Consider the following 25,155-nt stretch of genomic DNA (forward strand, 5'->3'; position numbering starts at 1 on the left):
CCGTCCTTCTCAGAGAGGTAGTCGCCAATACGGCGCACGCGCTGACTCTTATCAACCACAGCGACTTTTAGGAAAACAACACGATTGCTACAGGGCGTCGAGTCGGCGACCGCGTCGTCGACGATGATCACGTCCGCCCTGCAGCATCGCTTTTCTCCAGTATGGCAATGACACAACCCAACCCAGACGGTCACGTCTCCCCGCAGCGGGCGTTCGACCGGCTCGTCTGGTACAACGACCGCGTGTGTAACGGCTGCTTTGAACACGTCCGCGAGATCGAGGAGTTTTCGCCACGGAAGTCCCTCGACGTCGAGGAGCGAAACCGGACGCCCCAAGCCAGCCTCGAGCAGGGATCGATCCCCCAGGACGAGTACGGCGAGCTCGAGTCCGGCCAGCCGATGACAACCTGTCGGACCTGCGCCCGAGTCGGTTGCTGGGCCGACGACGACACGCTCTCGAAAGTCCAGGCGCTTCGTCTCATCGGACCACTCGCTCATCGCCTTCGCGAGCAGGGCCTCGAGTTCGACGAAGGGACGCTTCGGAAGGCCGTTCGACTGTTCAAAAGTCGCGAGGACGTTCAGGGCTATGATACCGAGATCTTCCGCCGCTCAGTCAAACTGGCGGCCCAGCGAGGGTGACGATGGTCCAGAACCTCACCGCCTACGACCTCGCCGATCTCGACCCGGACGAGCTGCTCGAGGAAGCACTCCAGGATGATCGAGTCCTCCGTCTCGTCGAGGACGCTGTCCGAATCGGTCGGGCCCACGCTTCCGACTGGATCGGGACCGTCGACGGGGACGATGTCGCGACGCTCGATCCGCAGGCGTCGACCAACGAGGTCGTCGTCGCACTCGCCCGTGAAGGATTCACCCCGAACTGGCTACTCTCCTACGAGTACGGCGGCGAGGTCGCGAACCTCGTCCGTTTCCACTACGATCCCGACCTCTTCCCGGAGCGGCCGTTCCGCCAGCTGCACGTTCGGCTGTTCGCCGACGGCACGCTCGATGCCCACGAGGAGGCGTCGGCACTGATGCACAAGGGGCCGCACATCCGCGAGGAGACGTTCAACCGCGAGGTCGGTACTGCTGCGGTCCGGACGATCCTCGAGGACGCCGGCGTCGACGTCGAGGTGTTCGAGGAGGCTCGATAGATGCCATGTCTGTTAAACCGAATACCGACGATCCGCTGGAGCGCGCGAGAATCGAACTCATCTGCCTGGGGAGAACACTGATGCCCGACGACGAAACGCTCGAACGGACGATCGGCACGCTCGCCCTATTCGTCGTCTGGGCGGCGATCGTCCTTGGGCCGATGTTCACCGGCGCCGACCCTGCGCGTTACGAGATCGTCATCGGGACGACCGCGATCGCGTTCACGGTCCTCGGGAAGATGTGGGACTTCGAAGTACAACGAGCGCTCAACGTGGCGCTTCCCGACGGGGGAAATCCCAGTCACAAGATGATGATCGCGACGACTGACCGACCTATTTAAAGTATATATTTCAGCAGAACGCTGAAGAACGATTTTCGACACCTATGAGCACGAAACAACGCCGCGTCACTCTCGCCCTCAAGTGGCACTATCTGGAGAACCTCTCACCCGAGGAGATCCGGGACCGCTTCGAGGAAGAGGGGATCGGCTCCTACGCTCGATCGACCATCCGGGGCTACCTCAACGAGGACCCCGCCGATAAGGTCCTCGAGCAGATCGAGCAGGAGCACGCCAACACGCGTCTCCAGATCGCCGAGCGCGAGGAGCGGATGTACAAGCGTGCTCGAGAGGCCGAATCGAAGTCTCTCAAGGACGAACCGATCATCCGCGTCGTCCCGAAGACGGACACTGTCTCCACCGATCGTGAAACGGCAATGCGCTGGCCAGCGTGGGAGATCGTCGATCCCGACGATGACGACTGGCCGGACTGGGCGGCCGAACGTGACGTCATCATCCGCTTCCTCGAGGACGAGACGACGTCGGTCATGCCGGGGGAGACCTACCCGCTCCGATCGGTCGACGGCTCGCCGCGCTACACTAAGGAGTTCGACGGCCTCGAGCGCGATCAGCCCAACCTCGAGGGTCAGGCGATGGCTCGGCAGGAACAGAGCTCCCACCTACAGGCGAAGGGCGAGGTCCTCGGCGTCTACAAGGACCGCCTCGAGGTCGAAGGCTCACTCGAGACGGAGTCGACGGTCGGCCTCGACGAAGACACGAAGGAGATCGCCCGCGAGGTGCTCGCCGAACGCTACAGCACGGAGGGTGACGATGTCGACGAGTGAACTCGACGTCGACGCCGACACGCTCGTCGAGACCCTCGAGGATCCGGCGGTCCTTGGCGAGGTCCTCAACCCGTTCGACGGCTGCCCCTGGGACGTCTACTTCAACCGACTGACCGAGGGGTACATGGCCGCCGAGCGGGATCCCCACGTCCCGATCGGGGACGTCCACGTCCACTGGGCCGAACAGTTCGCCGGCGAGGGCAACATCGGGATGCTCGCCCACCGTGATGCACTGAAAACGACGTTCACGCTGGGCTATCTCATCGCCTGTCTCGAGTATATCGACGGTTTCCGGGCCCACTGGATAACGAACACCCAGGGGCAGGCCCACAAGAAGGCCGACACGGAGTTCTGGAAGATGGTCGACCGGAACCCGTGGCTGACGAAGCTGAACGCTGACCCCGTCCAAGACACCAAGGAGGCCAAAGAGTGGCCCCACGGCTCGATGCTCTATGCCGGCTGGCTCTTCGGCGCGATCGAGGGCGACCGGTCGCACCTGCTTGTCCTCGACGACGTCATCAAAGAGCACGGCGACGGAGACACGGAGAACATCGTCCAGTGGATCGAGGGCGTCACCGTCCCGATGGTCAAGGACTCCGGGAAGACCGCCGTCGTCGGGACGCGGAAGCGACCGGACGACATCTACTCCCACCTCATCGATCGCGACGCCTACGACTTCACCGAGTACCCGGCGATCCTCGAGGAGTGGGACCGGGAGTTCGGTGATGACGATAACTGGCGCAAGCGCCGACCGCCGGAGAAGCTCTACACCGAGGTCGAGGATCCGTGGCACGCCGGCGAGACGATCCACGTCCTCTGGCCCGAGGCTCGAGGCCCGGAGTACCTCGCCAAGAAGCGCGAGCAGATGAGCTCGCATCTGTTCTGGCGGGAGTACTGCATGGTCATCCGCGGTGCCTCGGGCAACCTCGTTGACGAGGCGGACATCAACCAGCTCGTCGACGACGGCGGCTGCTCGATCCGCGGGCAGTCACCTCCGCGCCAGCTCTCTCCCGGCGCCGGCGAGGCGACGATCGTTGCCCACGACCCGGCCCAGTCGTCGACGGGAGACAACGCGGCGTTCGTTGCGTTCCGCGTCGGTCGCGATGGACGCCGGACGCTCCTGGACGCCGTCGCGACCAAGGGCATGAAGCCGTCGGATGTCAAGGCGACCATCCTCGACCTGGATGACCGGTACGATCCAGCGGTGATCGTGATCGAGGACAACGGGATGCAGCAGTACGTCCGAAACCACGCGATCCAGTTTTCCTCGAGCATGATGACGAAGATCGTCGGCATCCCGACGACGGGGAAGAAGCACAGCTGGGAGAACGGCATCCCCCGGCTGCGGACGCTCGTCGAGAACGGTGGGATCCACTTCTACCGCGGCCACGACGGCACCGAGGACTTCGTCCAGGCAGCGCTGTCGCTCGAGCTCTCCGACGGTAAGCTCAAGGGCCATACGCCCGACCTGATCGCAGCCTGGTACATGGCTGAGCAGGGCATCCGTCGCCTCGAGGGCAGCGGGGCGCTGGATCCGGACCCGGACGAGGACAGCGGAGGTGCGGTGACCCATCTATGACTTCTGACAAGGACGACACCCGAGAGAAACACGGCATCGTCGGCGGTACCGAGACGGTCGACAAGGTCCGTGATAGCCTCGAGGAGGACGAAGACGATGAGTAGCTCCGACGACGACGACGGCAACGTCTCCGTCACGGTCTCGAAGATGGGCACCAACGACGCGATGTCGAAGGCTCGCGAGACCACGCAGCTCGACGAGCGTCACATCGCGACCGGCCGGGGCTGGGGGATCCGGCCGCCGTACCCGCCGGAGACGCTGGCCGCCTTCTCCGAGTTGAACGAGACGCACGCGGCGGCGATCCGAAAGAAGGCGCGCTGGGAGGCGGGCTACGGCTTCGACGTCGTCCCGCACATGTCGGTCGACCCCGACGAGGCCAGTGATGACCAGTACGACACTGTCGACGACTTCTGGTACGGCAGTGGCTCGCGGTGGCAAACCGGGCCCGAGCACACGCCGGCGACGACGCCGACGGAGGTCCTCGAACTCGCGCGGATGGATTACCACATGATCGGATGGTGCGCGCTCGAGATCCTCGTCGCCCCCGATGGCACGCCGACCGGGCTGGCACACGTTCCGGCGACGACGGTCCGCGTGCGCAAGACCGAGAAGGAGACCGACGATGACGAGACGATCGTCACGAGCGGACATGGATACGTCCAGCGCCGACACGGTCAGCGCCGGTACTACGGCGAGGCCGGGAACCGCTACGTCGACGAGGACGACCCGACCGATCGGCGCGTCTTCGTCGGCCAGGAGTCCGGCGACGTCGTCTACGATTCGGCAGAGAAGCTCGACGGTGAGGATCCGGCGAACGAACTCATCTTCATCCCGAACCCGTCGCCGATCGCGACCTACTACGGGATCCCCGACTGGATCAGCGCGATGGAGACGCTCGCGATGGACCAGGCGGCCAAGCGCTACAACAAGGACAAGCTCGAGCACTTCGGGATCTCGCACTTCGCGGTGATCGTCAAGGGCGGTACGCTAACCGAGGACTCGAAGGACGAACTCCGGCAGATGCTCGAGGATCTCGAGGACAACCCGCATCGAGCGTCGGTCCTCGAAGTCGAGAAGCTCCAGGAAGAAGCGAACAACCTCGGCCTCGAAGGCGAGGGTGGCTCGGGGATCGAGGTGGAGCTCCGCCCGCTCGCCGGCGACAACGCAGGCCAGATGGACTACGAGACACTCCGGAAGGAGGCCGAGCAAGACATCGCGAAGGTCCACGGCGTGCCGCCGGTCCTCTACAACCGGCCGGGCCAGTCCAACCGATCGAACTCGAAAGAGCAGGTCCGCGAGTTCGCCGAGGAGACCATCGCCCCCGAACAGCAAAAGTTCGAGGCCCGGCTCTACGAGATCATCCACAAGAAGGCGCTCGACGTCACGGATTGGACGATCGAGTTCGAGTTGAAGGGTGCCGATCGCCCCGATCGCGATGCGACGATCGCCCAGAAGCGCATCGGTGCGTCGAACGGGACGCTGACCATCGACGAGGCTCGAGCCGAACTGGGGAAGGATCCGCTGCCCGAGGATCACCCGATCGACGGGTCGACGTTACTCGCGAACCTCGGCGATCAGGCGGCCGCTGCTGTCCCGGGCGATCGGCCGGAGGACGCGCCGCCGGTCGAGAACATGGTCGGCACGCGCGAGGCGATCGACGTCGACCGCGAGGCAGCCAAGGACGACGAGAACGACCAGGTCCGGATGCAGGAGTTCGACTCGAGCAACATCCACAGCGCCCTCTACCAGAGCCTGACCGAGGACCTGTACGTCCGCTTCCACGGTGGCGAGGATAGGCAGGATCGGATCTACGTCTACCTCGGCGTCGACGAGTCGGAGTGGGACTCATGGACCAGTGCCAGTTCTGCGGGGTCGTATCACTACGACAACATCCGGATGGCGTACCCGTACGAGGAGCTGACCAACACAACTGGCTGGCCGCAGATCGGCCAATAGCGGACTACCGATGACGGTACGCCCTCACCGGGGGCTCTGCTCGAGGTTTTGTACCGGCCAAACGGCAGGGATCAATCTTGGCGAAGTTGGAAGGATCCAACTTCTCTGGTAGACGACTTTGACTGCTGATTACCCAATAACATCTCCGCTTGGTATTCTTGATCAGTATTTGCGTATCTTATAATTCTAAATACGACATATGTAGCTAAGAATATAAATGGCCCAAAGATCAGAGCACTAACGGAATCCTCCATCGTCAACCGAAGCGCCAAACCGCCATAAGCGCCACCGAGAACCGTTTTTATTGTTTCCGCTGCGACGGGGTCTATATGTTCCTTCAGAAGCTCACCCATTCGAGCTATCATATTTGTAATTCGTTGATTCTCTCTATTCTTAAAACCGACTCAGCAACAGACCACCGATGACGGCACGCCTCCGCCGGGGCCTCTGCCCGAGATCTGTTCCGGCGTTCTCACAGGACCTACGATGACAGACAACTCGAGTCGAAAGTTCACCAAGCAGGTCGCGATCAAAGCGACCGACGACGCCGAGCAGATAGCCACGGGGCTTGCGCTCACGGCCGACGAGGTCGACCACCAACTCGACTTCTTCCGCGCCGAGGGCGTCGAGGCGATGTTCAATCCCGACCCCGACCACGGCGTCATGCACGGTCGGTTCCCCGAGGACGACGCCGAGCTCGTCCGGAACGAAGTTCTCGACGAGGACGAGGAGATCGACGGCGCCGCGTTCGAGGCCGGCGACTGGGTTGTCCAGCGCCAGTATCTCAATGACGACCTCTGGGGTCTCGTTGAACGGGGCGTCATCGGCGGCTACTCGATCGGCGGCGAGGTCACGGAAGGTGTCGAGTACGACTCGATCGAGGATCTCCCGGACGACGTCGCGATCCCCGACGCGGTCAACCCCGACGCGGTCGAGGACAAGTACTGGCCGCCAGTCCAGGTCACCAACGGCTCCGTGAGCGAGATCTCCGACGTCGATATCCCAGCCGTGGTCTCGGCACAGTTCACGACCACGAAGACTGACAAGTCGATCGTCGACGACGTCGCTGGCGAGGATGAGTTCGTCGCTGTGATGGCTGGCGACGAGGACACGCCCGGCCGCGGTCATTCCGAGGAGGACGCCCGCGACCTGTGGGGCTACCTCGAGTCGATCGAGGCAGCTGACACGAAACATGCTATGAGCAAATCACAAACCGATCCCGACGCCGACCGGCCGAGTCTCGGCGATATTGAGCCAAGCGACGGCTTCAAAAACGTCGACGATGCGACGCTCGGCCAGCGCCTCAAGGCGCTCCTCTTCGGTGATCCCGATGACGGCGTAAGTCCCGAGCCCGGGCAGTCCGAGGTCTCCGAAGTATCTCTCGCGAAAGCCCTCGATGCGGTCAAAGAGGGCCGGCCGCTGAACACGGATAACCGCGAGTCGCTGATGGCCGCCCACGACGCGATCGAGGCGTCACTGGCGTCGGACAAGGACTTCGAGACGAATCGCTTTACGGATGACCCAGACTCGGACTTCGACCTCTCCGAGTACGATGACAAGTACGACGCCAGCAGCGGCGATGGCGAAGATGAGGACGATGACGACGAGGACGATGAGAAAGTCGCCCCGGTTGAGAAGCTGACCGAGGAGCAGGGCGACCTTGTCGTCAACGCGCTCCAGCGCTTCGTCGACGCCCAGGGAGAGGCCCCGTTCTCGGACTTCCAGGATTGGGTCTGGCAGACGGACGTCCTCGATGACGACACGGCCTTCGCGGCCGACGAGGCTGGCTGGCAGTATCGCGAGTTCGTTCGCGAACGGCGCGACGAGACCCCGGTCACCGAGGACTTCGTCGACTGGGTAGACACGGAATCAGACGCGGATGCGGACCTCACCATGAGCAAAAACACCGACAACGAGGGGACGAGAAGTCCCTCCCCGAACAGAACGCAGAGGCGCTCGAGGACATTCAGGACACGCTGAAGGCCCTCACCGCCGACGAGGAACCGGACGAAAAGAACACTGAGCCCGACGAGGAGCCGTCGCAGGCTGAGAAGAACGCCGAGGCGATCGGCGAAATCCAGGAGGCAGTCGATGCGATCTCTAAGCAGACCGGCGCGAGCCAGCAGATCGGTGGCGTCGAAAAGGGCGGCGAAGACGGCGACGTATCCGACGAGTCGTCCCAGTTTAAGAAGGCGCTGGGCGGCGGCGTCGGCGGAGGTGAAATCTAATGACGAACATCGAAGGCGCACGCGAACAGAACAAGACCTCGGTCCAGAAGCAGACGATCGACACCTCGAGCCTCAACGGCGCGCAGCTCCCGCGCGATCTCTACGAGCGGTTTATCGAGCGCCAGCAGAAGTCGGCGGATCTCCTCGAAATGGTCCGCGTCGAGACGCTCCCGCGCCTCGAGATGGGCGTCCCGAAGATCGGCGTCCCCGAACTCTCGGGTGATGTCCGCACCGAAGGCGGCGAAGACGAAACCGGTACCACCGATTCCGACGCGGAGACCGGTTCGGTCGAGTTCAACGCGACCGACCAGTCGTACTACATCCAGTACGATCTCAAGCGCGATTCGGTCAAGAACGTCATCAGCGACGCCGACAGCGTCGCCGACATCATCCTCTCGCACTTCGAACGCGCCTGGGGGAATGACATCCAGAACATTGGCATCAACGCAGGCCGAACGGGCAGCGGCCTGCCGACGACGTTCAACAACACCTTCGATGGCTGGCTCTCGATCGCCGAGGGCAACGACACGGCCTCCGACCGAATCGGGACCGGCGAAGAGGCCGACGCCTCGACGATGCCGGCCTACGACCACTCGGACGGATCCGGGACCGCGCAGCCGGTCAACACGACCATGTTCAACGGCATGATCCAGACGGTCCCCGAGCGCTACCGCGACCCCGACGACCTGGTCTTCCTCACCAGCAAGTCCCAGGTCCAGAGCTACGCGTACGGGCTGACCGAGCGTGAGGACGCGCTCGGTGTCGCGGCGCTGCTGGGCGACAACGACGTCACGCCCTTCGAGTACGACATCGTCGGTGTCTCCTACTGGCCCGACGACGTCGCGATGCTCGTCGATCCGTCGAACCTCGTCTACGGTCTCTTCGAGGAGGTCGAGATCACGCAGCTCACCCAGACGGACAAGACGATGGAGCGCCGCCTCCACAGCCGCAACCTGATCGAGGGGCAGTTCGACTACCAGATCGAGGAGCTCCAGGCGGGCGCGCTCGGCGAGAACATCGCGGCGCCGACGCTGTCCTGAGGTGACCACTGATGCCTACAACTAACAACCGAGTCCGCGAGGCGTTCGAGGAGAACCGTATCATCCGCCGGCTCGCTTCGGACCCTCCCGCGGGTAACCTCGAGGGCGGCGAGATGTGGTTCAACACGACCGACGGTGCCTGGCGCGGCTACGACGGCTCGAGCTACGTCACGTTCGACGTCACGGCGGACGCCTGAGGTGACCACTGATGGAAACTATCCGCCACGTTGACGGTCCGGGACGGTTCAGCCATGCCGCGCTGGATCGGGTCTCCGGCTACGGCGACACGCACGAGGTCACCGAGGGTGCTGCCGAGTACCTTTGCGACGATCGCGGCTTCTTCGAGCGCGTCCAGGCGATGGACGTCGAGTTCACCGAGGTCGATGCGGACGACGCCGACGGTCTCGAGGAGAAAACCGTCGACGAACTGTCGGACCTCGCCGCCGAGGCCGAGATCGAAGGTCGGTCGGGTATGAACAAGGACGAACTGATCGCCGCGCTGCGCGAGGACTGATCCTATGCCAGAGTCGGGATACTGTACCGTGCCGGATGTCCGCCGAGCGAAGCAAAAGGCCGAGTTGTCCGGTGAACTCGTATCGGAGAACAACGCGGTCGTCGTCGGAGCAATCACGAGTCAGACTGAGTGGCTCGAGAAGACGACCGAACGTCACTGGTACGAACCCGGCGGGATCGACGAGGACGAGCACGGCATCATCCCGACGTCGGCGAAGTCTCGCAACGACGAGGAGTCGATCCCGACGGCGTCGGCATTCGTTGTCGGCGAGCCTCCAAAGCCGAAGACGTGGCAGGGTTCGTACACACGTATCCAACTGGCCCGTCGCCACGCCCAGGCAGTCTCTGAGTTGCTCGTCCGTACACCGGACGGCTACGAGGACTGGACCACTGGCGACTACAACGGCGGCGAGTGGCCCGACGCGCTCGGGGATGACTACTACGTCAGGGTCAACAACGACGGAGTCTCACAGCTGTACCTCGACGTGGAGCACCTGCTCGACGATGACGGCGAGCCGCTGCTCGAGTCCTACTCAAACGCGGTCTACGTGACCTACGAGTACGGCCATGAAGGGATCCCAGAGACAGTCCGGAAGGCGGTGGCACTGCGGGCGACCGCAGAGTTACTGATCGACGACGAAAGTGGCCTCGGCATCCCCGAGAACGCGAATCTCGTCGCCGCCGAGACGAAGAAACAGGCGATGGAGTCCCGTGCCGAGGAACTCCTCGAGGTCTATCTCTGATGGAGCTCGCCTCCGGCTTCGAGGCCGACCTCCAGGAGGTACTCCTGGACGACATCGAGCAGCGAGCCCGCGACGTGATCGCGCCGGAGGTCCAGGCCCACGCCCACGATCTCCTCGAGGCGTACGGCCAGCGACACGATTACGACGTCGGCACGATCATCGAGGCCGGCACGACCCGAGTCGAGAGGCGGAAGGGTCGCGTTCTCGTCCGCTGGGGTTGGCCGCGTCCTGCGATCTTCTTCGAGAGGGGAACTGTCGACCACGTTGTCCAGGCGAGAAACGCGGACGTCCTCTCGTTCATCTGGGAAGATCCACCGCAGTGGGTCCGCGAGGAGTACGATCGCGAAGGCGAGGGCTGGCGTGTGTTCCTACCCGAAACCAACGTCTCGGGGCTGCCAGAGTCCCGCTTCATCCGCGACTCGCTGAACTACGTCCGTCGGAGGTTCGAATCATGACCACGGAAGTCAACTGGGTCCTCGAGCAGCTGGACAGCGTCGTCGACGACCTCGCGGCCAACTACACGAACCGGAACGGCAATCCGGTCGCACTCAAGCGGGTCAACCGCGACGACAGCAGCGTCTACGAGGGCTCTGAGAGCCTCGATTTCAACGAGCCGATGCACAAGCGGAAGGACGATCTCAAGAGCGGTATCTTCGTTGGCGCAACGCTGGCCGATCGGGCGGAGGATCCCGTCGGGACGAAGTACAACCTCAAAATCGAGACGGTCGTCAGCCTCACCGTCGAGGGGATGACATCCCACGGCGGGCTCCACGGCCATGTCGACCCGGACGGCGAGAACGGCGTCCCGTTCATCGAAGCCGTGCGGCAGATCCGTCGTACGCTACTCGCCTCCGACACGCGAGCCTACCCCGATCTCGGTGTCCCGAATACGTCGTATCACGACCTGATCCCGACGTCCAACGACCCCCAGTCTGCCGAGTACCGCGACTTCTACAGATGGCAGGGCGACTTCGCGCTCCGAGGATATGAATCACTCCCATGACAGATTTCACAGACACAATCGACACGACAGCGGCATCGATCGAGGACCTGCAGGAGGATCTCGAAGCGCACCTCGAGGACGCCCTCGGATTTGGTCTCACGGTCGACGAGGCAGAAGTCCGCGTCGACGAGACGTATGGCAACAGGCTCGTTGTGAACATCGAACTCAATCCGCTCGAGCGAGAACTTGAACGGCGACTCGACGCTGACGAGGTCTGGACCAACGGTCTCAGCCTCGAGATCACGCCGATCACTCCGGACCAGGAGGGCGATCCCGAATGACGGGAGCTGGATCCGCCACCGTCTGCTACGCACTCGAGGACTCCTACATGGGGGCTCTCACCGACAGCGACACCGACGGGACGCCAGAGTGGTATCAGCCTGGCGTCAACGTCACAGTCGGTGATCTGAGTGTCGAGCAAGCACTCGAGCGCGTCCGCCAGCCGAACGATCCGACGCCGGCAGGCTCTCGAGAAGGCAACTGGGAGGGCGCGCTCTCGGTGTCGTTCGAGTTGACGGACGACAACTGGCACGACCTCGTCTTCGCTGACGGCGGGACTGCACTGCCGCACAGCCCGATGCGGGCACCGTCGTCGACATGGTACCTCGCCGTCGACATGCCAGATGGGACAACCGAGTCCCGTACGCCGACCGGCGCGATCGTCCAGGAGGCGACGGTCAACTACGAGCAGGGGAGCAACATCACTGTCGAACTGACGATCCTCTACGGTGACGAGCCCGACGACATCACGGCACCTGCGGATGCGGACATCCAACAGCCGTCCGACGAGGACGTCTTCAGCTGGCACGGTGCGACGTTCCAGGTCGACGGCCTCAACCAGCCCCTCATGCAGTCGGCGACGCTCACCCTGTCGGGACTGGCGCGCTTCCGACGCGGTCAGGATCGGCATCCGTTCGACGCGGTCGTCGACGCGATCGAGCCCAACTTCAGCACGGACGCGACGTTTACCGAGCGCGACCAGCTCGCGCTAGCGGTCGACAACTCTCGAGAGGGGCCGGTTGGCAAGGTCCCGGCGACGTTCGCGCTCGAGAACGGACAGGGGACGACCATCGACTACACGCTCTCGGACTGTCAGCCAGCCAGTTACAGCTGGTCCGATCTCGTCACACCGGACAGCGATCTGGCGGAGCCGATCGACTACCACGTTGCCGACGTTGAGGCGATCTAAATGCTCACAACTGAAACCTACACACTGGACGACGCGATCGAGGAACTGGAAGACCGGATGGACACGCTCGAGGAGGACCTCGAGGGTCTGGAGGAGGGGACGGACGACTATTCAGCGATCAAGGCTCGACGTAACCGGGTCAGCTACCTCGAGCGCGGGGTACGCTGGCAACGCGACGAAGAAGACTGGGGTGGCGATGCGGAGATCGAGCTCGGCTCGATGACCGCCGGCGAAGAGGCGATCATGCACCGTGAGGCACCCGACAACGCCGGACGAAAGGAGATGCGGCTGTGGTTCGTCGCTGCGAGCACGGTCGACGCGCCTTACGGTAGCGAAGACGACGACCTTTCCGAGCGTTTCTCCGAACTCTCCGGCGCCCATCCGGCGTTCGTCGAGTGGCTCGAGGCAAAGGCCAATGGGCTCGGGATCCCGAATGAATCGGGAAACGGATCCTCGACGTCCTCGACGGAGACCACGACCGAGGAGTCGGAGACCTCGACGGACGGGCCCGACTCGACTACTACATCGTCGTCGGACTCGCCCATGGCATGAGCTACACGGACGTCATGGAGGTACCGCTCGACTATCTGGAACTGCTTGACGCCTACGCGGCCACACGACCCAGACTATGAGTTTCGATACTGAAGCACAACTCTCAATCGCGATCCCGTCGAGTGAGCTGCGGAATGCTCGACAGCAGATCGAGTCCGAGATCGGCACGACCGAGATCGGAGTTACGGACGGCGGGTCGGCGTCGGCCCAGGCCGCTGGCGGCGGTCGTGGCGGAGGTGGACGTCAACGCCGGCGTGCTCGCCGCGAGTACCGCTGGGCCCGCGAGCGGACTGACTACCTCGAGGAGGCGGTGGTCTACCTCAAGGACATCGAAGACAAGGTCGGTGGCGGAGACGGCGGCGGAATGCTCAGCGAACTGCTCGGTGGCGGTGCGATCGGTGGCCTCCTCGGAGGGGCCGGCGGCGCTGCCGGCGGTATCGGTAGCGGTGTCGCCACGGGCATCGGTGCGGCAGTCGGTTCGGCCGTCGGTAGTGCTGTTGGAGATGCTGTTACTGGAGACAAGCTCGAGGTCAAGGAGCCCGATTGGATCCCGCTCGATATCGATGAGCCCGAAGAGCCGTACGACGTCGACCACCCAGAGGATCCATACGAGCTGGACCATCCGGAGGACCCGTACGCCCTCGACCATCCGGAAGAACCGTATGCACTGGACCATCCGGGGGATCCATACGATGTCGATCATCCGGATGAACCGTATGCACTGGATCATCCAGAGGATGCGTACGACGTCGATCATCCGGATGAACCGTACGCGATCAGCGACGAACTACTCCCGCTGAAGGTCGAAGAGGTTGATCCTGTAGGAGTCGAAATTGAGGTCGAGGTCGAGACGATAGCCCAGACTGGTGGGGGAGGAAGTAGTGGTGAGCCCGAGGATATCCCCGAGGTCGACGAAGTTGAAGGTGTTGGCGAGACTGTCAAAAACACCGCGGATGCTGGCGGGGATGCTGTCCCAGTCGTGGGGCATGTTGCTGGGGGACTCTACGGCCTTGGTGCCGGGATCGGGAAAAACGCACCTGGCAGCGCCCCAAGAAGACGCGAGAACAGACAGCGTCGAAAGAGGCGAAAGGCACTCCTTGAGCAGGCTGCTGAAAACAACGGCGGCGGAGGGACTACCGAAACCTCTGTAGAGACCACAGCAACCGTCACCACCGGAGGTGGATCCGGTGAGTCGGAACCAGCCGAGATAAACGCGAACTTCGGCGATATCAACGTCGATGTTCGTGATCTGGATCGCTTCGTCGACGAGGTATTGGCGAGCGCTGAGCAGAAGGTCGAGGATGCACGCGACGATCTGAATGATCGGATGGACAAGATCGAGCGAGATATCCAGGGGTAATGGTCTTTATGACTACCCTCAAACAAAACAGTACTTATGAATATCTGGGCCCGGTGTCTCACTCTCGCCATACTCGCGATCGTGCTATCGGGCGTAATCACGGCCTATCTCGGGGGTGGCTTACCCACCTCCGCTATCGTTTTCGCACTCATCGTGGTCGTCTATTACGTCGTTCCGAAATATCGCCTCCGCGTTGAGCGTACGTCTGATTCCGGTATGGACGAATAGCGCACTAACACCGCCACCGCACGGTCACCGCGGTACTTTTCGATAACAATGACACTGAGGAGCACAGCGTATCTCGAGATCGACATCAACGGTGGCGACACTACCGGCGTCTTTGAGCTCAGGGAAGACCTTTCAGATACCGGCGACGTGACCAAGAACTACCTCCTCAGCAACCGAGGACAGCGGTTCAGGGAGGCCTTCGACATCGGCACGGATCTCCTCCCGGACGACGTCGCGAATGCGGACCTCGAGAATCGCAAAGGGTACCACGTCGACGGCGGCTCCGGCCACTACCAGGAGACGCTGTCGTTCGCCGCCAGTCCGGGCGACGAATGGGGCGACGGGTCGACCGATCCCGACAACCCTGACGACGTCAACAAGACCGACGCGACTGGTTCGGATCCGATCGCGATGAAACAGGTGCTCGAGTGGTTCGTCACCCAGAGCAAGAGCGACAGTTCCGGCGGCACACGCCTCCACATCGGCGAGTGGACCGACGGGTCTCACTCGAGCGGCGCCGGCGCCTTCGGGCAGCCGATGCCCGTCGCGATCAACGAGAGCAGTATTACGTACGACCCGGACAATCCGAATGCGATCGAGGGGTCGATTACGCTGACTTGGACGTCGCTCTTTCCCGATGTCGACCTGCAGGGAGCGGTACAAGATGGCCTCAACGATATCGCCGACTTCGTACAGGACTTTTAAATGAAATACATCTACAACAGTCCGATCCCGGAGGCCGCACAGACCGACGAACGCGATCGCCTCGGCCAGCAACTCGCGGAGGCGGGCATCCTCCAGGAGGACGGCGCGGTCGTCGAGTCACTCTCCTCGCAGGCTGCCGACCTCACGCTCAGTGGACAGTACCGCTGGGGTGAGGAGATCTCGACGATGCTCGCCGACGAACTCGACGAACTGTCGGACTCGAGCCTCCCCACGCTTCCGCTGTATCGGCGTAGTGGCGTTTACTCGAACGCTGGCTACTACGAGATCGCGAGCGCAGATGTCGAGCCCTTGCACGCGAACGATCGGAGCGTCTGGGCGTACACGCTCTCACTGACGTTCGTCGGAAAGAAGGGAAGCTACTTCAGGGCGCTCGAGACGACGCCTGGCCAGCTCGATCGCGACGCCTGGGGGAACGACCTTACGTCCCACGTCGGCGTCCCAGCAGCCGCCAGCAAAGTCCAGTGGCTAAACGCTGCCGGAGACGGGACTCGAGTGCCGGCGTCGCCGATCGAGACGCGAACGACAGCTGCAGCCGACGTCGACGTCTACGATCTCACCGATGCCCCGTGGTACGATCCGCCGCCGTTCGACGAAGATCCACCGACGCTGATCTACACAGTCGGGTACGCAGACGAAGTCCCATGCGGGATCCGTGCCTACGATACTCGCGGCTACGACGCGAAATTCACGGCCGAGGGGATACGGCAGTGGCAGACCGTCCACTCGACGGAGCACGATATCGATAATCCAGTGGTTCTTTCGAACGCGCTCATCCGACTCCGCCTCGACGAGGCCGCCGGCTCGATCGAGGCCGAGACGTGGGACTCCGGGACCGATTCCTGGACGACGGTCGGCCTCGAGGCAGATCAGCCGTCGACGGTCACGCTGTTCGATGTCGACCTCGAGACGGTCGCGATGGCTCGGGTTCGAGCCCAACTGACCTTCGACGTCGACGGCGAGTTGTTCGCACTGAACACGATCCTCGCTCGAGGGGACGACGCTGTTCTGTTCGCTCTCCCGGAGAACGAGACGGGACCGGTTGACCCGGATCTCGAGAACTGGCTGTCGCCGATCGCGTCGACGAGCATCGTCGATCCACAGGCTGAGAAGACGCTCGTCTCGAGGAAGGAGGTGCGTCGGTAGATGGTTGTTTTCGATACTGTTGGGAATCATACGTACACTTCAGACGGGTCTCAGATCCTCATCCGTGTTTGGGGCGCGCAAGGTGGTGGAGACGATGGCGATATTGAAGGATGGCGCGACACCGGTGGTGTAGGGGGATACGCAGAGGGGGTAATCACACCAAACAACGGCGAAACACTCGATATATACGTTGGTGAACGACCGACCGGATACCTCGGTGGTTCCAATGGTGGTGGCGATGGAGGGACTGGCAGCGGTCCTAACGGTTACGGTGGTGGTGGCGCAAGTGACGTTCGTCGAGGTGGGACCTCACTCAGCGATCGCATTATCATTGCTGGTGGGGGTGGTGGTCTCGGGATGCATAGCGGTAATCTCGCCGATGGGCCCGGTGGCGAAGGTGGAGGTCTTGAGGGGCATCGAGGGTATAGTGGCGAATCATACAGTGATGTGCTCGGTGGATATGGCGGCGGTCAAACGAGTGGTGGTTCTGGAGCAAACGAAGGTGATCCCGGAACCGATGGGTCCCTCGGACAAGGTGGCTATGGCGGATTCAGTAGCGCAGGTGCAGGCGGGGGTGGCGGGGGCTACTACGGAGGCGGTGGAGGTTCTGCAGTCGGCTCAGATGATCTCGGTGGCGGTGGAGGAGGTGGGTCTGGATATGTTGACAGCAGCCTCTCATCGACGACCCTCGAGCAAGGGAACGCGAATGCGACGGGTCACGGAAAAGTCGAGATTATTACGTCGCCGAGTGAGCCAACGGATCTCTCCGTCGACGCAACTGACGACACCACCGCTGACCTCTCGTGGACCGATAACGCGAGCGACGAGGAGGAGTGTCGGATCTACCGCGATACCTCGAGTGGGGTCGCGATCGATTCAAGCAACCGCATCGCAACGCTATCCGCGAACACGACGACCTACAGTGATACCGGGCTGAGCAACGGCCAGACGTACTATTACGTCGTCACTGCATACAATGTCGCTGGAGAGTCTGCGTCGAACGAAGCAAGCGGAACGACGACAATCCCGGGGGCGACGGACATGGCTGCGACAGCTGTCGACTACGACACGATTGACCTTTCGTGGACCGATAACGCGATCGACGAAGCCGGGTATCGGGTCTACTGGGACGACGGGAGTGGGTATACACAGATCGCAGATCTCTCCGCGAACAGCACGGTTCATACACACTCGAACGCAACTGCGGGGGTCTCGAATACCTACTACGTCGAAGCGTACACGGCCGATTCAACGGCAGCCTCAGGGACTGCAAGTGCGATTCCGGACCCGGCACCGCCGGAGAGCCCGTCTGCGACTCCCATTAGCAGTGACCGGATCGATCTCGACTGGGACGATCCGAATAACCCGAGCGGGACCGTCTACAATATTCACCGAGCGACATCGTCAGGATCAACGACGAGCGATTACTCAGTGGTCGCTTCAGGCGTGACGGGTACGGCACACAGCGATACTGGACTCACCGATGGACGCAAGTATCACTACCGCATCGAAGCGGAGAAAGACGGGACAAAATCCAATCTCTCGAACGAGGCTGCGGTAACAACTAATCTCCCATCGCCAACGCTGGATAGCCTCACTGCAGATACGTTACGGGAGATCGATATCGCGTGGATCCTCAGCGACGACAACTCAGATGGCCAGATCCACATCTACCGCGATGGCGCATCCATCGCGTCGATTTCCCGTGATGAAACGATGTTCACCGACACCGGTGTCGATCTGGATGGAGAGCAGTACTCCTACAGCCTCGAGCGAGACACGGGCGATACAACGGCCTCGAGCGGGACGGACACAGTAGTTACGGTCCTTCCAGCCCCGACGACGCTCTCCGTCGATGCGATTACCGTAACCTCAGCCGATATCTCGTGGACGGACAACCACAACTACGGCGACACACGGATCGAGTTCAAGCAGTCCGATGTGGGGTCGTGGACGACGGTCAGCACGCTCTCTCGTAACACCGAGGCGGAGACACTCACTGACCTCCTCCACGGCGAGCGGTACGACACGCGGGTCGTCGCAGTCACTGAGCACACCGAGACGGAGGGCCAATAATGCCTGCTACGTTCACCACTGACCTGCCGGACGCACAGGGTCTCAGCCTCGACGCTTCGGACTCCGAGACCCTCACCGCAACCTGGGACGACGTCATCAACAATGGTGAGTTCCGCCTCGAGATTCGCGACGACGATCCCGAGGGAGACCACCCGCCGTACGAGCTCGAGACGACGGTGAGCTGGGACGGGACGCTCCAGCATACGATCGAGAACATCCTCGGCGGCGAGCAGTACTCGGTCCGGATCAGGACCGAGACCAACCACGTCACCGGTGAGTGGCTGGCAGCCGAGGAGATCACTAAACTGCTGGCCTCGGACTCGCTGTCGTTCTCCAACGTCACGGCGACGTCTGCGACGGTCTCGTGGATGATCAACAACGACTTTCGGGGTTCGCACGTGGTCTATCGCCGGCGGACCGACTACGACTACGATGGTGGGATGGGGCGACTCGTTGGTACCGTCGCCTCCGACGCGAGCTCGTTCGTCGACGACAGCGTTCAGCCTGATCGGGGGTTCGAATATCAGGTCCGGACGCTGACCCAGTGGCAGTACGCCGACAGTGGAACGGAGACTACGACGACTGACGATGCCGGCCTCGCCCAGTCTCCGACCGGCTCGCAAGGCTGGCACGTCGAGATCGACCACCCGTCGGGGACCGTGCTGACGCCGGAGATCCTCGACGATCTCGAGCGCCGGCCCACCTTGAACGAACAGACACAGATCGATATCCCGGTGCCGCGTAACGAACGCTGGCTTTCAGCCGACCTCGAGGGCGCTCCGGTCCGCGCCTGGAAGGACGGCCAGCGCCTGCCGATCGACAAGCTCGCCGAGGACCCCGTGGAGATATCGGCCGACCGGGCAGTGCTCCACGCGATCGGTGGCGAGGAACTTGACAAGCGCGTCACCGCCGATGTCACCGTCGAACCTGCACCGGATCTCGTCCGCCGGCTGATTCAGGAGAACACGGGCCTCGTCGCGAACGTCGACGACGTCCAGGGGAGCGTCCAGGAGACGGACATGCAAGTCTCCTCGACGCAAACGGACTGGGAGGCCGTTACTCAGACGACGAACCTCGATCGCCTGCCGTTCACGATCCAGAACGGTGATCTCGACACGCAGGATGCATGCTTCCCCCGGGACGCACTGGCTGATAACGACCGTGAGAGCGTCGTTCCGACATCCGGCGACCGGTTCAACGATGGACAGGCGGCTTTCTTCTCGAGCGATGGCTACTACACCGAGTTCGAGATCACGCCGGCGTACGACATCCCCGCCGATCAGGTTGGGGCCAAGGTCCGCACTGACACCATCGAAACCGGACACGACGGCACCCTCTCGATCCTCTGGGACGGGACTGCAATCGCGTCGACGAGTGCGGAACTCATTCTCGGCTGGGACGAGATCGGGAGCGACTCGTTCTCCGGCGGTCCAGGCGGGTATCAGGCCGAGGTCGGGCAGGACCTCCAAGCAGGCGAAACCTACACCCTCCGCATCGAGAGCAACGGCAACACCGGGCTCGGCGTCGACGCGATCGCGGTCTACGACCAGCGCTTTTCCTTCACCTGGTCGAACCCTGACGCGGCGACGAACGCCGGCGGATACCTCGACGGACCAGAGCCGAGGCCGATCCCGACGATCGACCTCGACGAGGCCGAGTCCATCTTCTCGGTGATCGGCGGCGAGCTCACGGCCGACTTCGACGACGTCTCCGACGGCCAGCAGGTCGGTATCCGGAACGTCTCTGGAGGATCGTTCCAGACGGCATCGAACAGCGAGACGGTCAGCCACGACTGGGCCGACCCTGGGGCGATGATCCAAGCCCAGCTGACGCTCGGGCGCTACGGAACGCGCGACGCCTTCCCCGCGACCGGCTTCGAGGGCCAGACCGTCTCGAGTTACACCCTCTCCGCGACGCTCGATGACACACCGCTGGTGATCGACCAGGTGTACAACGATGACCTCGGCGCCGTCCTCGCGACCATCGCCAAGGACACGTATTCGATCATGGAGGTCACGTGGGACGACGCTGCGGGGTCGATGGCGATCGAGTGGACCCGTCCCGGCCAGCGGACGTCCGACCAGGACCTCGAGATCGTCGACTACACGACGCGGAAAGTCGCACCGAACATCCAGCGGGCGATCGTCAAAGGCGGGGCGCAGCCTGTTCGCGAGGAGGCGTTTACCGCCGACGTCGGCACGGCCGTCGACCTGGGCGCTCCGATCAACTCGGACGACGCCGTCCTCGTCCCTGGAAGCGACCGCGTCGTCGACGTCAACAGCAACGTCTACTCTCGAGGCAGCGACTACGAGATCAGCCGGAACGATCTGACGATCACGGTACTCGCCGACGGCACGATCCCGGACGGCACCGACTGCCTGATCGACTACGAGTACAAGGTCGTCGGCGAGTTCGAGACCGGCCACTACTCCGGTGACCCGCGTGAGGAGCACGTCGAGACCATCCCGCAGCTGACGACCGAGCGCGGATGCGCGCAGGCCGCGAAGGTGATCGTCGACAAGGGGTCGGAGGCCCGGACCGAGGCCGACGTCTCCCTGCCGCCGTCGATCCCGGTGGACCTCTCGCTCGTCGAGGAGCTCCGCCTTGAGGACGTCCCCGGCGACGCGATGGCGATCTACGAGCTCCAGGACTCGCCCCAGGGGCTGGAGTTGCGCCTCGGCGACCGGGCTCGGGTGGACGAGACGGTCCGGCAGATCCAGAGTCAGCTATCGTCGAACAGCGAACGGGTGTGATACAAAAGGCCGCGGGGACGGTTCCCACGGCCTTGGAATCGGAGGCGTGTTGATAACCCTCGAGGCGAACATATTCACTGTCGCGTTTCCCACCGCGCGACACGATCCAATCAGCACCCATCTGCCATTGTCCCAACCACGCCCGGCGGCCATCCCCACGGCCCATCCGGACGATCTTTGAGGTTTTCTCGAGTCGACCGTACTTCGAATGGCTCCACCAGATCTCGAGTATAGTGGCAGCCTCAGCAGGCTTGATGCATACTCTTCACTACCCTTTTGCACACCGTTTCAAAAACCGGGTTATTGATCGCGTTTTTCAATCGCCATCTCACTCTTGTGGGTGACGGGATCACATGCAAACCCGTCGGCTACACGGTAGTACTCGAGAACGTAGCGAACATCCCCCTCTACGGTATCATACTCCTCGAGATTGCCTGCTGTAATCACTTCGCCAAAGCCGTCGTAGAGCTTTCGAAGCGATGTCCCATCAATGCGTACTGATGGCGTTTCGCCGACTGAGTACCGACGCATCGGATAGGCGTCGAAATGATCGCGGCTGATCACCCACGTCACGTTTTCGTCTGGTCGTACTTCCCGAACAACTGAGTCGTATTTCTCTAGCTCACGCTTTCCGAGTGTGTGCAGAATCCAGTCATATACTTCGCGTTCGACGCCGCGCTGGACGACGTTCTTCTTTGAGAAATCGATCCCCTCGAGTTGCGAGCGGTTCGTTTCGACGAACACTTCCGCTGCTTGGGGCTCATCGCTCTCGAGGTAATAGACGGTCGTAAACCGACCTGATCCGCCTTTGTTCGTTAGATCAGTTGACTGCGTGACTTTGATCTGGCGGAGATCGGCCCGTTCGTCGTAGGATAACCCTCCAACATTGATCTTCGTTTGGGGGCGCTCAGCAAGCTGGTCATAGAGTGAGGTCACGATAGAACGGCCTTGGGGTTTCGTGACTGTATCTGTTCCGTCTTCGTCTGTCAGCCTCGAGTGCTGTCGCTGGTCGGTGTAGCGTCCGATAAAAGAAACCGCGGAAGTTAGGGCCGGCGGAAGCCGGTAGTTCTACAGTTTAGTTCTGACGGCGGAGTGCCAGCATGGCAGCGCCGAGGAGTGCGACGAGAGCGACGCCGACACCGAAGCCGGGCGTACCATCGTCACTACCGTCGGAACCATCGGAGCCGTCAGATCCGTCGGAGCCGTCGTCACCGTCGGATCCGTCACTACCGTCGGAGCCGTCGTCACCGTCGGATCCGTCACTACCGTCGGAGCCGTCGGATCCGTCACTACCGTCGGAACCGTCGGAGCCGTCGGATCCGTCACTACCATCGGAACCGTCGGCTTCGTTGACGGTCAGCGTACCGGAGTCGCTGGCGTTGCCAGCGTGGGTCTCCCAGCTGATGTCGCCTGCGGAGCTGGTGTCGAAGTCTGCGCTGGCGTCGTAGGTGCTGCCAGCTTCGACAGTGATCTCTTCCTGCTGGACGGTTTCGCCGTCGATGTCGATGTGGAAGTCGACAGTACCTGCGGCGTCACCGTCGTTGGTGACGGTCACGTCGAGCGTGGCGTCGTCGCCAACCTGAACCTCAGAGGATGAAACCTGACCTTCAACAGAGATGTCTGGCTGTGGTTCGGGCTGGGCCTCGACGAGGACAAGGTCCTCAACAGATGCGTCGATTCCGTTACCGTAGCGGGTCTCGAGATTGAACGTGTTGCCGGCTTCACCACTGAAGTCGTAGGTAGCGGCGAACGTACGAACGCCGTTTTCCTCATTGACTACAACTTCATTGTTCATCACGAAGTTGCCCGAGGATCGAGCAACTGTGTCGAATTCCGTGCCGGGGGCGAGCGTCGTCTCGCCCGTCAGCTCCTCTTCTCCGGCTGGCACTTCGTCTTCATCCTCAAGGTCCCATTCAAGGGTAGCCTCGTTGAGAGAGACTTCGCCTTCGATCTCGATTTTGTCACCATCGTCGACGTACTGGTTCGTATCGTCGATATTGAGGGTCGTGTCGTACGACTTATCCTCGCTAAGATTCTCTGCGTAGTCCGCAGAGTTGTACTCAACTTCAAGGTAGAGGTCGCCGTCGTAGTTCTCAATGTTCACTGCGTTGAGATCGAGACGGTTCTCCACACCGGGCGTGGAGTTCCAGACCTCAGCCTGCGCGTTGGCACCAGGGTCCTGCTCTTCGATTTCGAGCGAGATCCCGTGGTTGTTGGCGAGTTTGTCGTTGATGTTGTCGCCGTTATTGGCACCGTTTGCCACTAGCCCTGCAATGTCACCTTCTGCGCCGAAGTCCTCAATGCTGATGAGGAACTTGTCGCCGTTGGCGATATTCTCGGTCTCGGTGATCGTTGCATCTTCGAAGTCCTCACCGTAGACGCCGTCAGCAGCAGGTGCGGTGTGCGACGTAACGCTACTTGGGTTTTCACGCTCGGCCAGCGACAGGTACGTACTGTCACTTTCATCGTTGACGCTAACATCAGATGCAGACGTATCAACGATGGAGCTACCGAGGGTCATCTCGTAGTCAGTAGCAGCCAGTGGCGGCGTGCCTACTTCCGTAGAGACGTTCTGGCCGTCAATTTCGACATCGTCCTCAACACTCTCGTGGACAGTCCAAGGGCCATTGTTTGCGCTGGCCGTATTGTACAGGAGAGTGACCTCGCTATCGAATTCACTGTCAGTGACACTGAATTCGGTCCAGGTCTGATAATTATCGTTGTCGACGTTACCGAGGACAACTGCGCCGCTGGTGGCGCCGTCGAGATCAACGGTAACGGGGATGATGTCACCCTGGGCACCCTGCGGTGCGTTGGTGAACTCGCGGTTGGCATCGTCGCCTTGAGTGACAGTGATCGAGGCGCTGGTTTCAGCGGTCGAGTCCGTCACGTCAAAGGTGAAGTTGTACTCGGATTCATCAATACCCGAGAAATTGGCGTCTGCGGAGCCTTCAACATCCTCAACGGTGACTGTATCGTCGTCACCGTTTGCGTTGTCGTCGATAACATTGTGGTTATCGTCGAAGATGTTCGTGAGATCCGCGACGTCGAGGCCGTCAGCGGTGACGTTCACGTCATAGGTGCCACGGTTGGAGTCGAACGTGAGTTCGGTCTCCGTTTCGGCACCTTCGTTCTCGATTTGGCTGGCCTCGAAGTCAACGTCGAGAGTCTGTTCTGCGATCTCGAAGTGGACTTCACCAGCATTAGTCTGGAAGAGGTAGTAACCTGCGTCAAGGTTGTCCGTGTCGATAGTCAACACGCCTGTCCCGTTGGCAGAGAGTTCCTCTTCAAGCCCTTCGTCATTTCCGTCACTGTTACTCTGACGGAGCTGGACATCTTCATTGTTATTGAAGCTACTGTTCTCGATTACTTGGCCGGACCAGACAAGGTCACCGTCTGTGACCGTCTGAGTTTGGTTAGCTGCTGCCGCTCCGCCCACAAACGCTGCGGACATCGCAACAACAGAAAGGACCATCAGCGCGGCCAGGACGACTGCACGTCCCTTCTCGCGATAGGTCGTTTCGTTTGTCATTTATGTTGTGTTATTATCGTTTTTCGGTTGGTTAACGCACTATTCAACGGAAGCGACCGTCCACGTGGTATCGACATCTCGTCGCATACCGACGGGCCTCCGGATAGGGGTGTTAATATTAAATTACCACTCATGGCATAAGTTTTGTGTTCTATTACCCATCCCCATAACTGGTTTAATTCACTATGTATTTCACGGCCAACGCACGCGCACGGTCAAATTGATGCAAGAGCATCCGCTCTCCACACGGACGCTGTCGGA

The 25,155-nt window shown here is 61.8% G+C and carries 23 protein-coding genes; 21 read left to right on the forward strand and 2 right to left on the reverse strand.

The genetic code is table 11. The features are described 5' to 3' along the window. Positions 1-161 precede the first annotated feature (161 nt). The 21 genes from CP556_RS08625 to CP556_RS26610 all read left to right on the forward strand — a co-directional run bounded on the left by CP556_RS08625 (position 162) and on the right by CP556_RS26610 (position 21,362). Complete coding sequence (locus tag CP556_RS08625; protein ID WP_098725239.1) at positions 162-638, forward strand: hypothetical protein; 477 nt, start codon at positions 162-164, stop codon at positions 636-638. A 2-nt stretch (positions 639-640) separates the two neighbouring features. Beyond that, entirely contained in the window at positions 641-1,150 is a 510-nt protein-coding gene (locus CP556_RS08630; protein WP_098725240.1) for a hypothetical protein, read from the forward strand. Positions 1,151-1,230: 80 nt separating this feature from the next. Next, positions 1,231-1,491 carry a hypothetical protein gene (locus CP556_RS08635; RefSeq protein ID WP_255291430.1) on the forward strand — a complete coding sequence of 87 codons (261 nt, stop codon included), beginning with the start codon at positions 1,231-1,233 and terminating at the stop codon, positions 1,489-1,491. A 44-nt stretch (positions 1,492-1,535) separates the two neighbouring features. Further along, positions 1,536-2,273, forward strand: a complete 738-nt coding sequence (locus CP556_RS08640; protein WP_098725241.1) for a hypothetical protein — start codon at positions 1,536-1,538, stop codon at positions 2,271-2,273. Further along, positions 2,260-3,852 carry a phage terminase large subunit family protein gene (locus CP556_RS08645; protein WP_141551653.1) on the forward strand — a complete coding sequence of 531 codons (1,593 nt, stop codon included), beginning with the start codon at positions 2,260-2,262 and terminating at the stop codon, positions 3,850-3,852. Before CP556_RS08640 ends, CP556_RS08645 begins: the two co-directional genes overlap by 14 nt. Positions 3,853-3,948: 96 nt before the next feature. Then, the gene (locus tag CP556_RS08650; RefSeq protein ID WP_098725242.1) at positions 3,949-5,808 is read left to right on the forward strand and encodes a phage portal protein; all 1,860 of its coding nucleotides are present in this window, start codon (positions 3,949-3,951) and stop codon (positions 5,806-5,808) included. Between the two features lie 486 nt (positions 5,809-6,294). After that, positions 6,295-7,788, forward strand: a complete 1,494-nt coding sequence (locus CP556_RS08660; RefSeq protein WP_098725244.1) for an XkdF-like putative serine protease domain-containing protein — start codon at positions 6,295-6,297, stop codon at positions 7,786-7,788. A gap of 247 nt (positions 7,789-8,035) precedes the next feature. Continuing rightward, a complete protein-coding gene (locus tag CP556_RS08665; RefSeq protein ID WP_098725245.1) occupies positions 8,036-9,076 on the forward strand; it encodes a phage major capsid protein, P2 family in 1,041 nt (346 codons plus the stop codon). Between the two features lie 11 nt (positions 9,077-9,087). Beyond that, a complete protein-coding gene (locus tag CP556_RS08670) occupies positions 9,088-9,273 on the forward strand; it encodes a hypothetical protein (protein ID WP_098725246.1) in 186 nt (61 codons plus the stop codon). An 11-nt stretch (positions 9,274-9,284) separates the two neighbouring features. Then, positions 9,285-9,590, forward strand: a complete 306-nt coding sequence (locus CP556_RS26375; RefSeq protein ID WP_098725247.1) for a Rho termination factor N-terminal domain-containing protein — start codon at positions 9,285-9,287, stop codon at positions 9,588-9,590. A 4-nt stretch (positions 9,591-9,594) separates the two neighbouring features. Further along, a complete protein-coding gene (locus CP556_RS08680) occupies positions 9,595-10,332 on the forward strand; it encodes a hypothetical protein (protein ID WP_098725248.1) in 738 nt (245 codons plus the stop codon). Continuing rightward, the gene (locus tag CP556_RS08685; protein WP_098725249.1) at positions 10,332-10,787 is read left to right on the forward strand and encodes a hypothetical protein; all 456 of its coding nucleotides are present in this window, start codon (positions 10,332-10,334) and stop codon (positions 10,785-10,787) included. Before CP556_RS08680 ends, CP556_RS08685 begins: the two co-directional genes overlap by 1 nt. Then, the gene (locus tag CP556_RS08690) at positions 10,784-11,335 is read left to right on the forward strand and encodes a hypothetical protein (protein WP_098725250.1); all 552 of its coding nucleotides are present in this window, start codon (positions 10,784-10,786) and stop codon (positions 11,333-11,335) included. The genes CP556_RS08685 and CP556_RS08690 overlap by 4 nt, the downstream gene beginning before the upstream one ends. Continuing rightward, on the forward strand, positions 11,332-11,616 hold the full coding sequence (locus CP556_RS08695) for a hypothetical protein (RefSeq protein ID WP_098725251.1): 285 nt from the start codon (positions 11,332-11,334) through the stop codon (positions 11,614-11,616). The genes CP556_RS08690 and CP556_RS08695 overlap by 4 nt, the downstream gene beginning before the upstream one ends. Beyond that, a complete protein-coding gene (locus tag CP556_RS08700) occupies positions 11,613-12,524 on the forward strand; it encodes a phage tail tube protein (RefSeq protein ID WP_098725252.1) in 912 nt (303 codons plus the stop codon). Before CP556_RS08695 ends, CP556_RS08700 begins: the two co-directional genes overlap by 4 nt. Next, a complete protein-coding gene (locus tag CP556_RS08705; protein ID WP_098725253.1) occupies positions 12,525-13,076 on the forward strand; it encodes a hypothetical protein in 552 nt (183 codons plus the stop codon). Positions 13,077-13,386: 310 nt separating this feature from the next. After that, the gene (locus CP556_RS08710) at positions 13,387-14,436 is read left to right on the forward strand and encodes a glycine zipper 2TM domain-containing protein (RefSeq protein WP_255291431.1); all 1,050 of its coding nucleotides are present in this window, start codon (positions 13,387-13,389) and stop codon (positions 14,434-14,436) included. Between the two features lie 276 nt (positions 14,437-14,712). Then, entirely contained in the window at positions 14,713-15,369 is a 657-nt protein-coding gene (locus CP556_RS08720; RefSeq protein WP_098725256.1) for a hypothetical protein, read from the forward strand. Continuing rightward, the gene (locus CP556_RS08725) at positions 15,370-16,533 is read left to right on the forward strand and encodes a hypothetical protein (protein ID WP_098725257.1); all 1,164 of its coding nucleotides are present in this window, start codon (positions 15,370-15,372) and stop codon (positions 16,531-16,533) included. Further along, positions 16,534-18,609 carry a fibronectin type III domain-containing protein gene (locus tag CP556_RS08730; protein WP_098725258.1) on the forward strand — a complete coding sequence of 692 codons (2,076 nt, stop codon included), beginning with the start codon at positions 16,534-16,536 and terminating at the stop codon, positions 18,607-18,609. It begins immediately after the preceding gene. Beyond that, positions 18,609-21,362 carry a fibronectin type III domain-containing protein gene (locus CP556_RS26610; RefSeq protein WP_255291432.1) on the forward strand — a complete coding sequence of 918 codons (2,754 nt, stop codon included), beginning with the start codon at positions 18,609-18,611 and terminating at the stop codon, positions 21,360-21,362. The genes CP556_RS08730 and CP556_RS26610 overlap by 1 nt, the downstream gene beginning before the upstream one ends. Before the next feature lie 300 nt (positions 21,363-21,662). Here CP556_RS26610 and CP556_RS08740 read toward each other — a convergent pair whose 3' ends face one another. Both CP556_RS08740 and CP556_RS08745 read right to left on the reverse strand, forming a co-directional pair. Next, on the reverse strand, positions 21,663-22,298 hold the full coding sequence (locus CP556_RS08740; RefSeq protein ID WP_098725259.1) for a hypothetical protein: 636 nt from the start codon (positions 22,296-22,298) through the stop codon (positions 21,663-21,665). Positions 22,299-22,437: 139 nt separating this feature from the next. Beyond that, complete coding sequence (locus CP556_RS08745; protein ID WP_098725260.1) at positions 22,438-24,894, reverse strand: BGTF surface domain-containing protein; 2,457 nt, start codon at positions 24,892-24,894, stop codon at positions 22,438-22,440. Positions 24,895-25,155: the final 261 nt, after the last annotated feature.

This window comes from Natrinema sp. CBA1119, assembly GCF_002572525.1.
Lineage (GTDB): Archaea > Halobacteriota > Halobacteria > Halobacteriales > Natrialbaceae > Natrinema.

Coding starts and splice junctions, on each gene's coding strand:
- CP556_RS08685 (WP_098725249.1), top strand. CDS start 10,332: ATGGAGCTCGCCTCCGGCTTCGAGGCCGACCTCCAGGAGGTACTCCTG.
- CP556_RS26610 (WP_255291432.1), top strand. CDS start 18,609: ATGCCTGCTACGTTCACCACTGACCTGCCGGACGCACAGGGTCTCAGC.
- CP556_RS08635 (WP_255291430.1), top strand. CDS start 1,231: ATGCCCGACGACGAAACGCTCGAACGGACGATCGGCACGCTCGCCCTA.
- CP556_RS08670 (WP_098725246.1), top strand. CDS start 9,088: ATGCCTACAACTAACAACCGAGTCCGCGAGGCGTTCGAGGAGAACCGT.
- CP556_RS08680 (WP_098725248.1), top strand. CDS start 9,595: ATGCCAGAGTCGGGATACTGTACCGTGCCGGATGTCCGCCGAGCGAAG.
- CP556_RS08725 (WP_098725257.1), top strand. CDS start 15,370: ATGAAATACATCTACAACAGTCCGATCCCGGAGGCCGCACAGACCGAC.
- CP556_RS08720 (WP_098725256.1), top strand. CDS start 14,713: ATGACACTGAGGAGCACAGCGTATCTCGAGATCGACATCAACGGTGGC.
- CP556_RS08700 (WP_098725252.1), top strand. CDS start 11,613: ATGACGGGAGCTGGATCCGCCACCGTCTGCTACGCACTCGAGGACTCC.
- CP556_RS08665 (WP_098725245.1), top strand. CDS start 8,036: ATGACGAACATCGAAGGCGCACGCGAACAGAACAAGACCTCGGTCCAG.
- CP556_RS08645 (WP_141551653.1), top strand. CDS start 2,260: ATGTCGACGAGTGAACTCGACGTCGACGCCGACACGCTCGTCGAGACC.
- CP556_RS08650 (WP_098725242.1), top strand. CDS start 3,949: ATGAGTAGCTCCGACGACGACGACGGCAACGTCTCCGTCACGGTCTCG.
- CP556_RS08690 (WP_098725250.1), top strand. CDS start 10,784: ATGACCACGGAAGTCAACTGGGTCCTCGAGCAGCTGGACAGCGTCGTC.
- CP556_RS08630 (WP_098725240.1), top strand. CDS start 641: ATGGTCCAGAACCTCACCGCCTACGACCTCGCCGATCTCGACCCGGAC.
- CP556_RS08640 (WP_098725241.1), top strand. CDS start 1,536: ATGAGCACGAAACAACGCCGCGTCACTCTCGCCCTCAAGTGGCACTAT.
- CP556_RS08660 (WP_098725244.1), top strand. CDS start 6,295: ATGACAGACAACTCGAGTCGAAAGTTCACCAAGCAGGTCGCGATCAAA.
- CP556_RS08695 (WP_098725251.1), top strand. CDS start 11,332: ATGACAGATTTCACAGACACAATCGACACGACAGCGGCATCGATCGAG.
- CP556_RS08705 (WP_098725253.1), top strand. CDS start 12,525: ATGCTCACAACTGAAACCTACACACTGGACGACGCGATCGAGGAACTG.
- CP556_RS26375 (WP_098725247.1), top strand. CDS start 9,285: ATGGAAACTATCCGCCACGTTGACGGTCCGGGACGGTTCAGCCATGCC.
- CP556_RS08625 (WP_098725239.1), top strand. CDS start 162: ATGGCAATGACACAACCCAACCCAGACGGTCACGTCTCCCCGCAGCGG.
- CP556_RS08745 (WP_098725260.1), bottom strand. CDS start 24,894: ATGACAAACGAAACGACCTATCGCGAGAAGGGACGTGCAGTCGTCCTG.
- CP556_RS08730 (WP_098725258.1), top strand. CDS start 16,534: ATGGTTGTTTTCGATACTGTTGGGAATCATACGTACACTTCAGACGGG.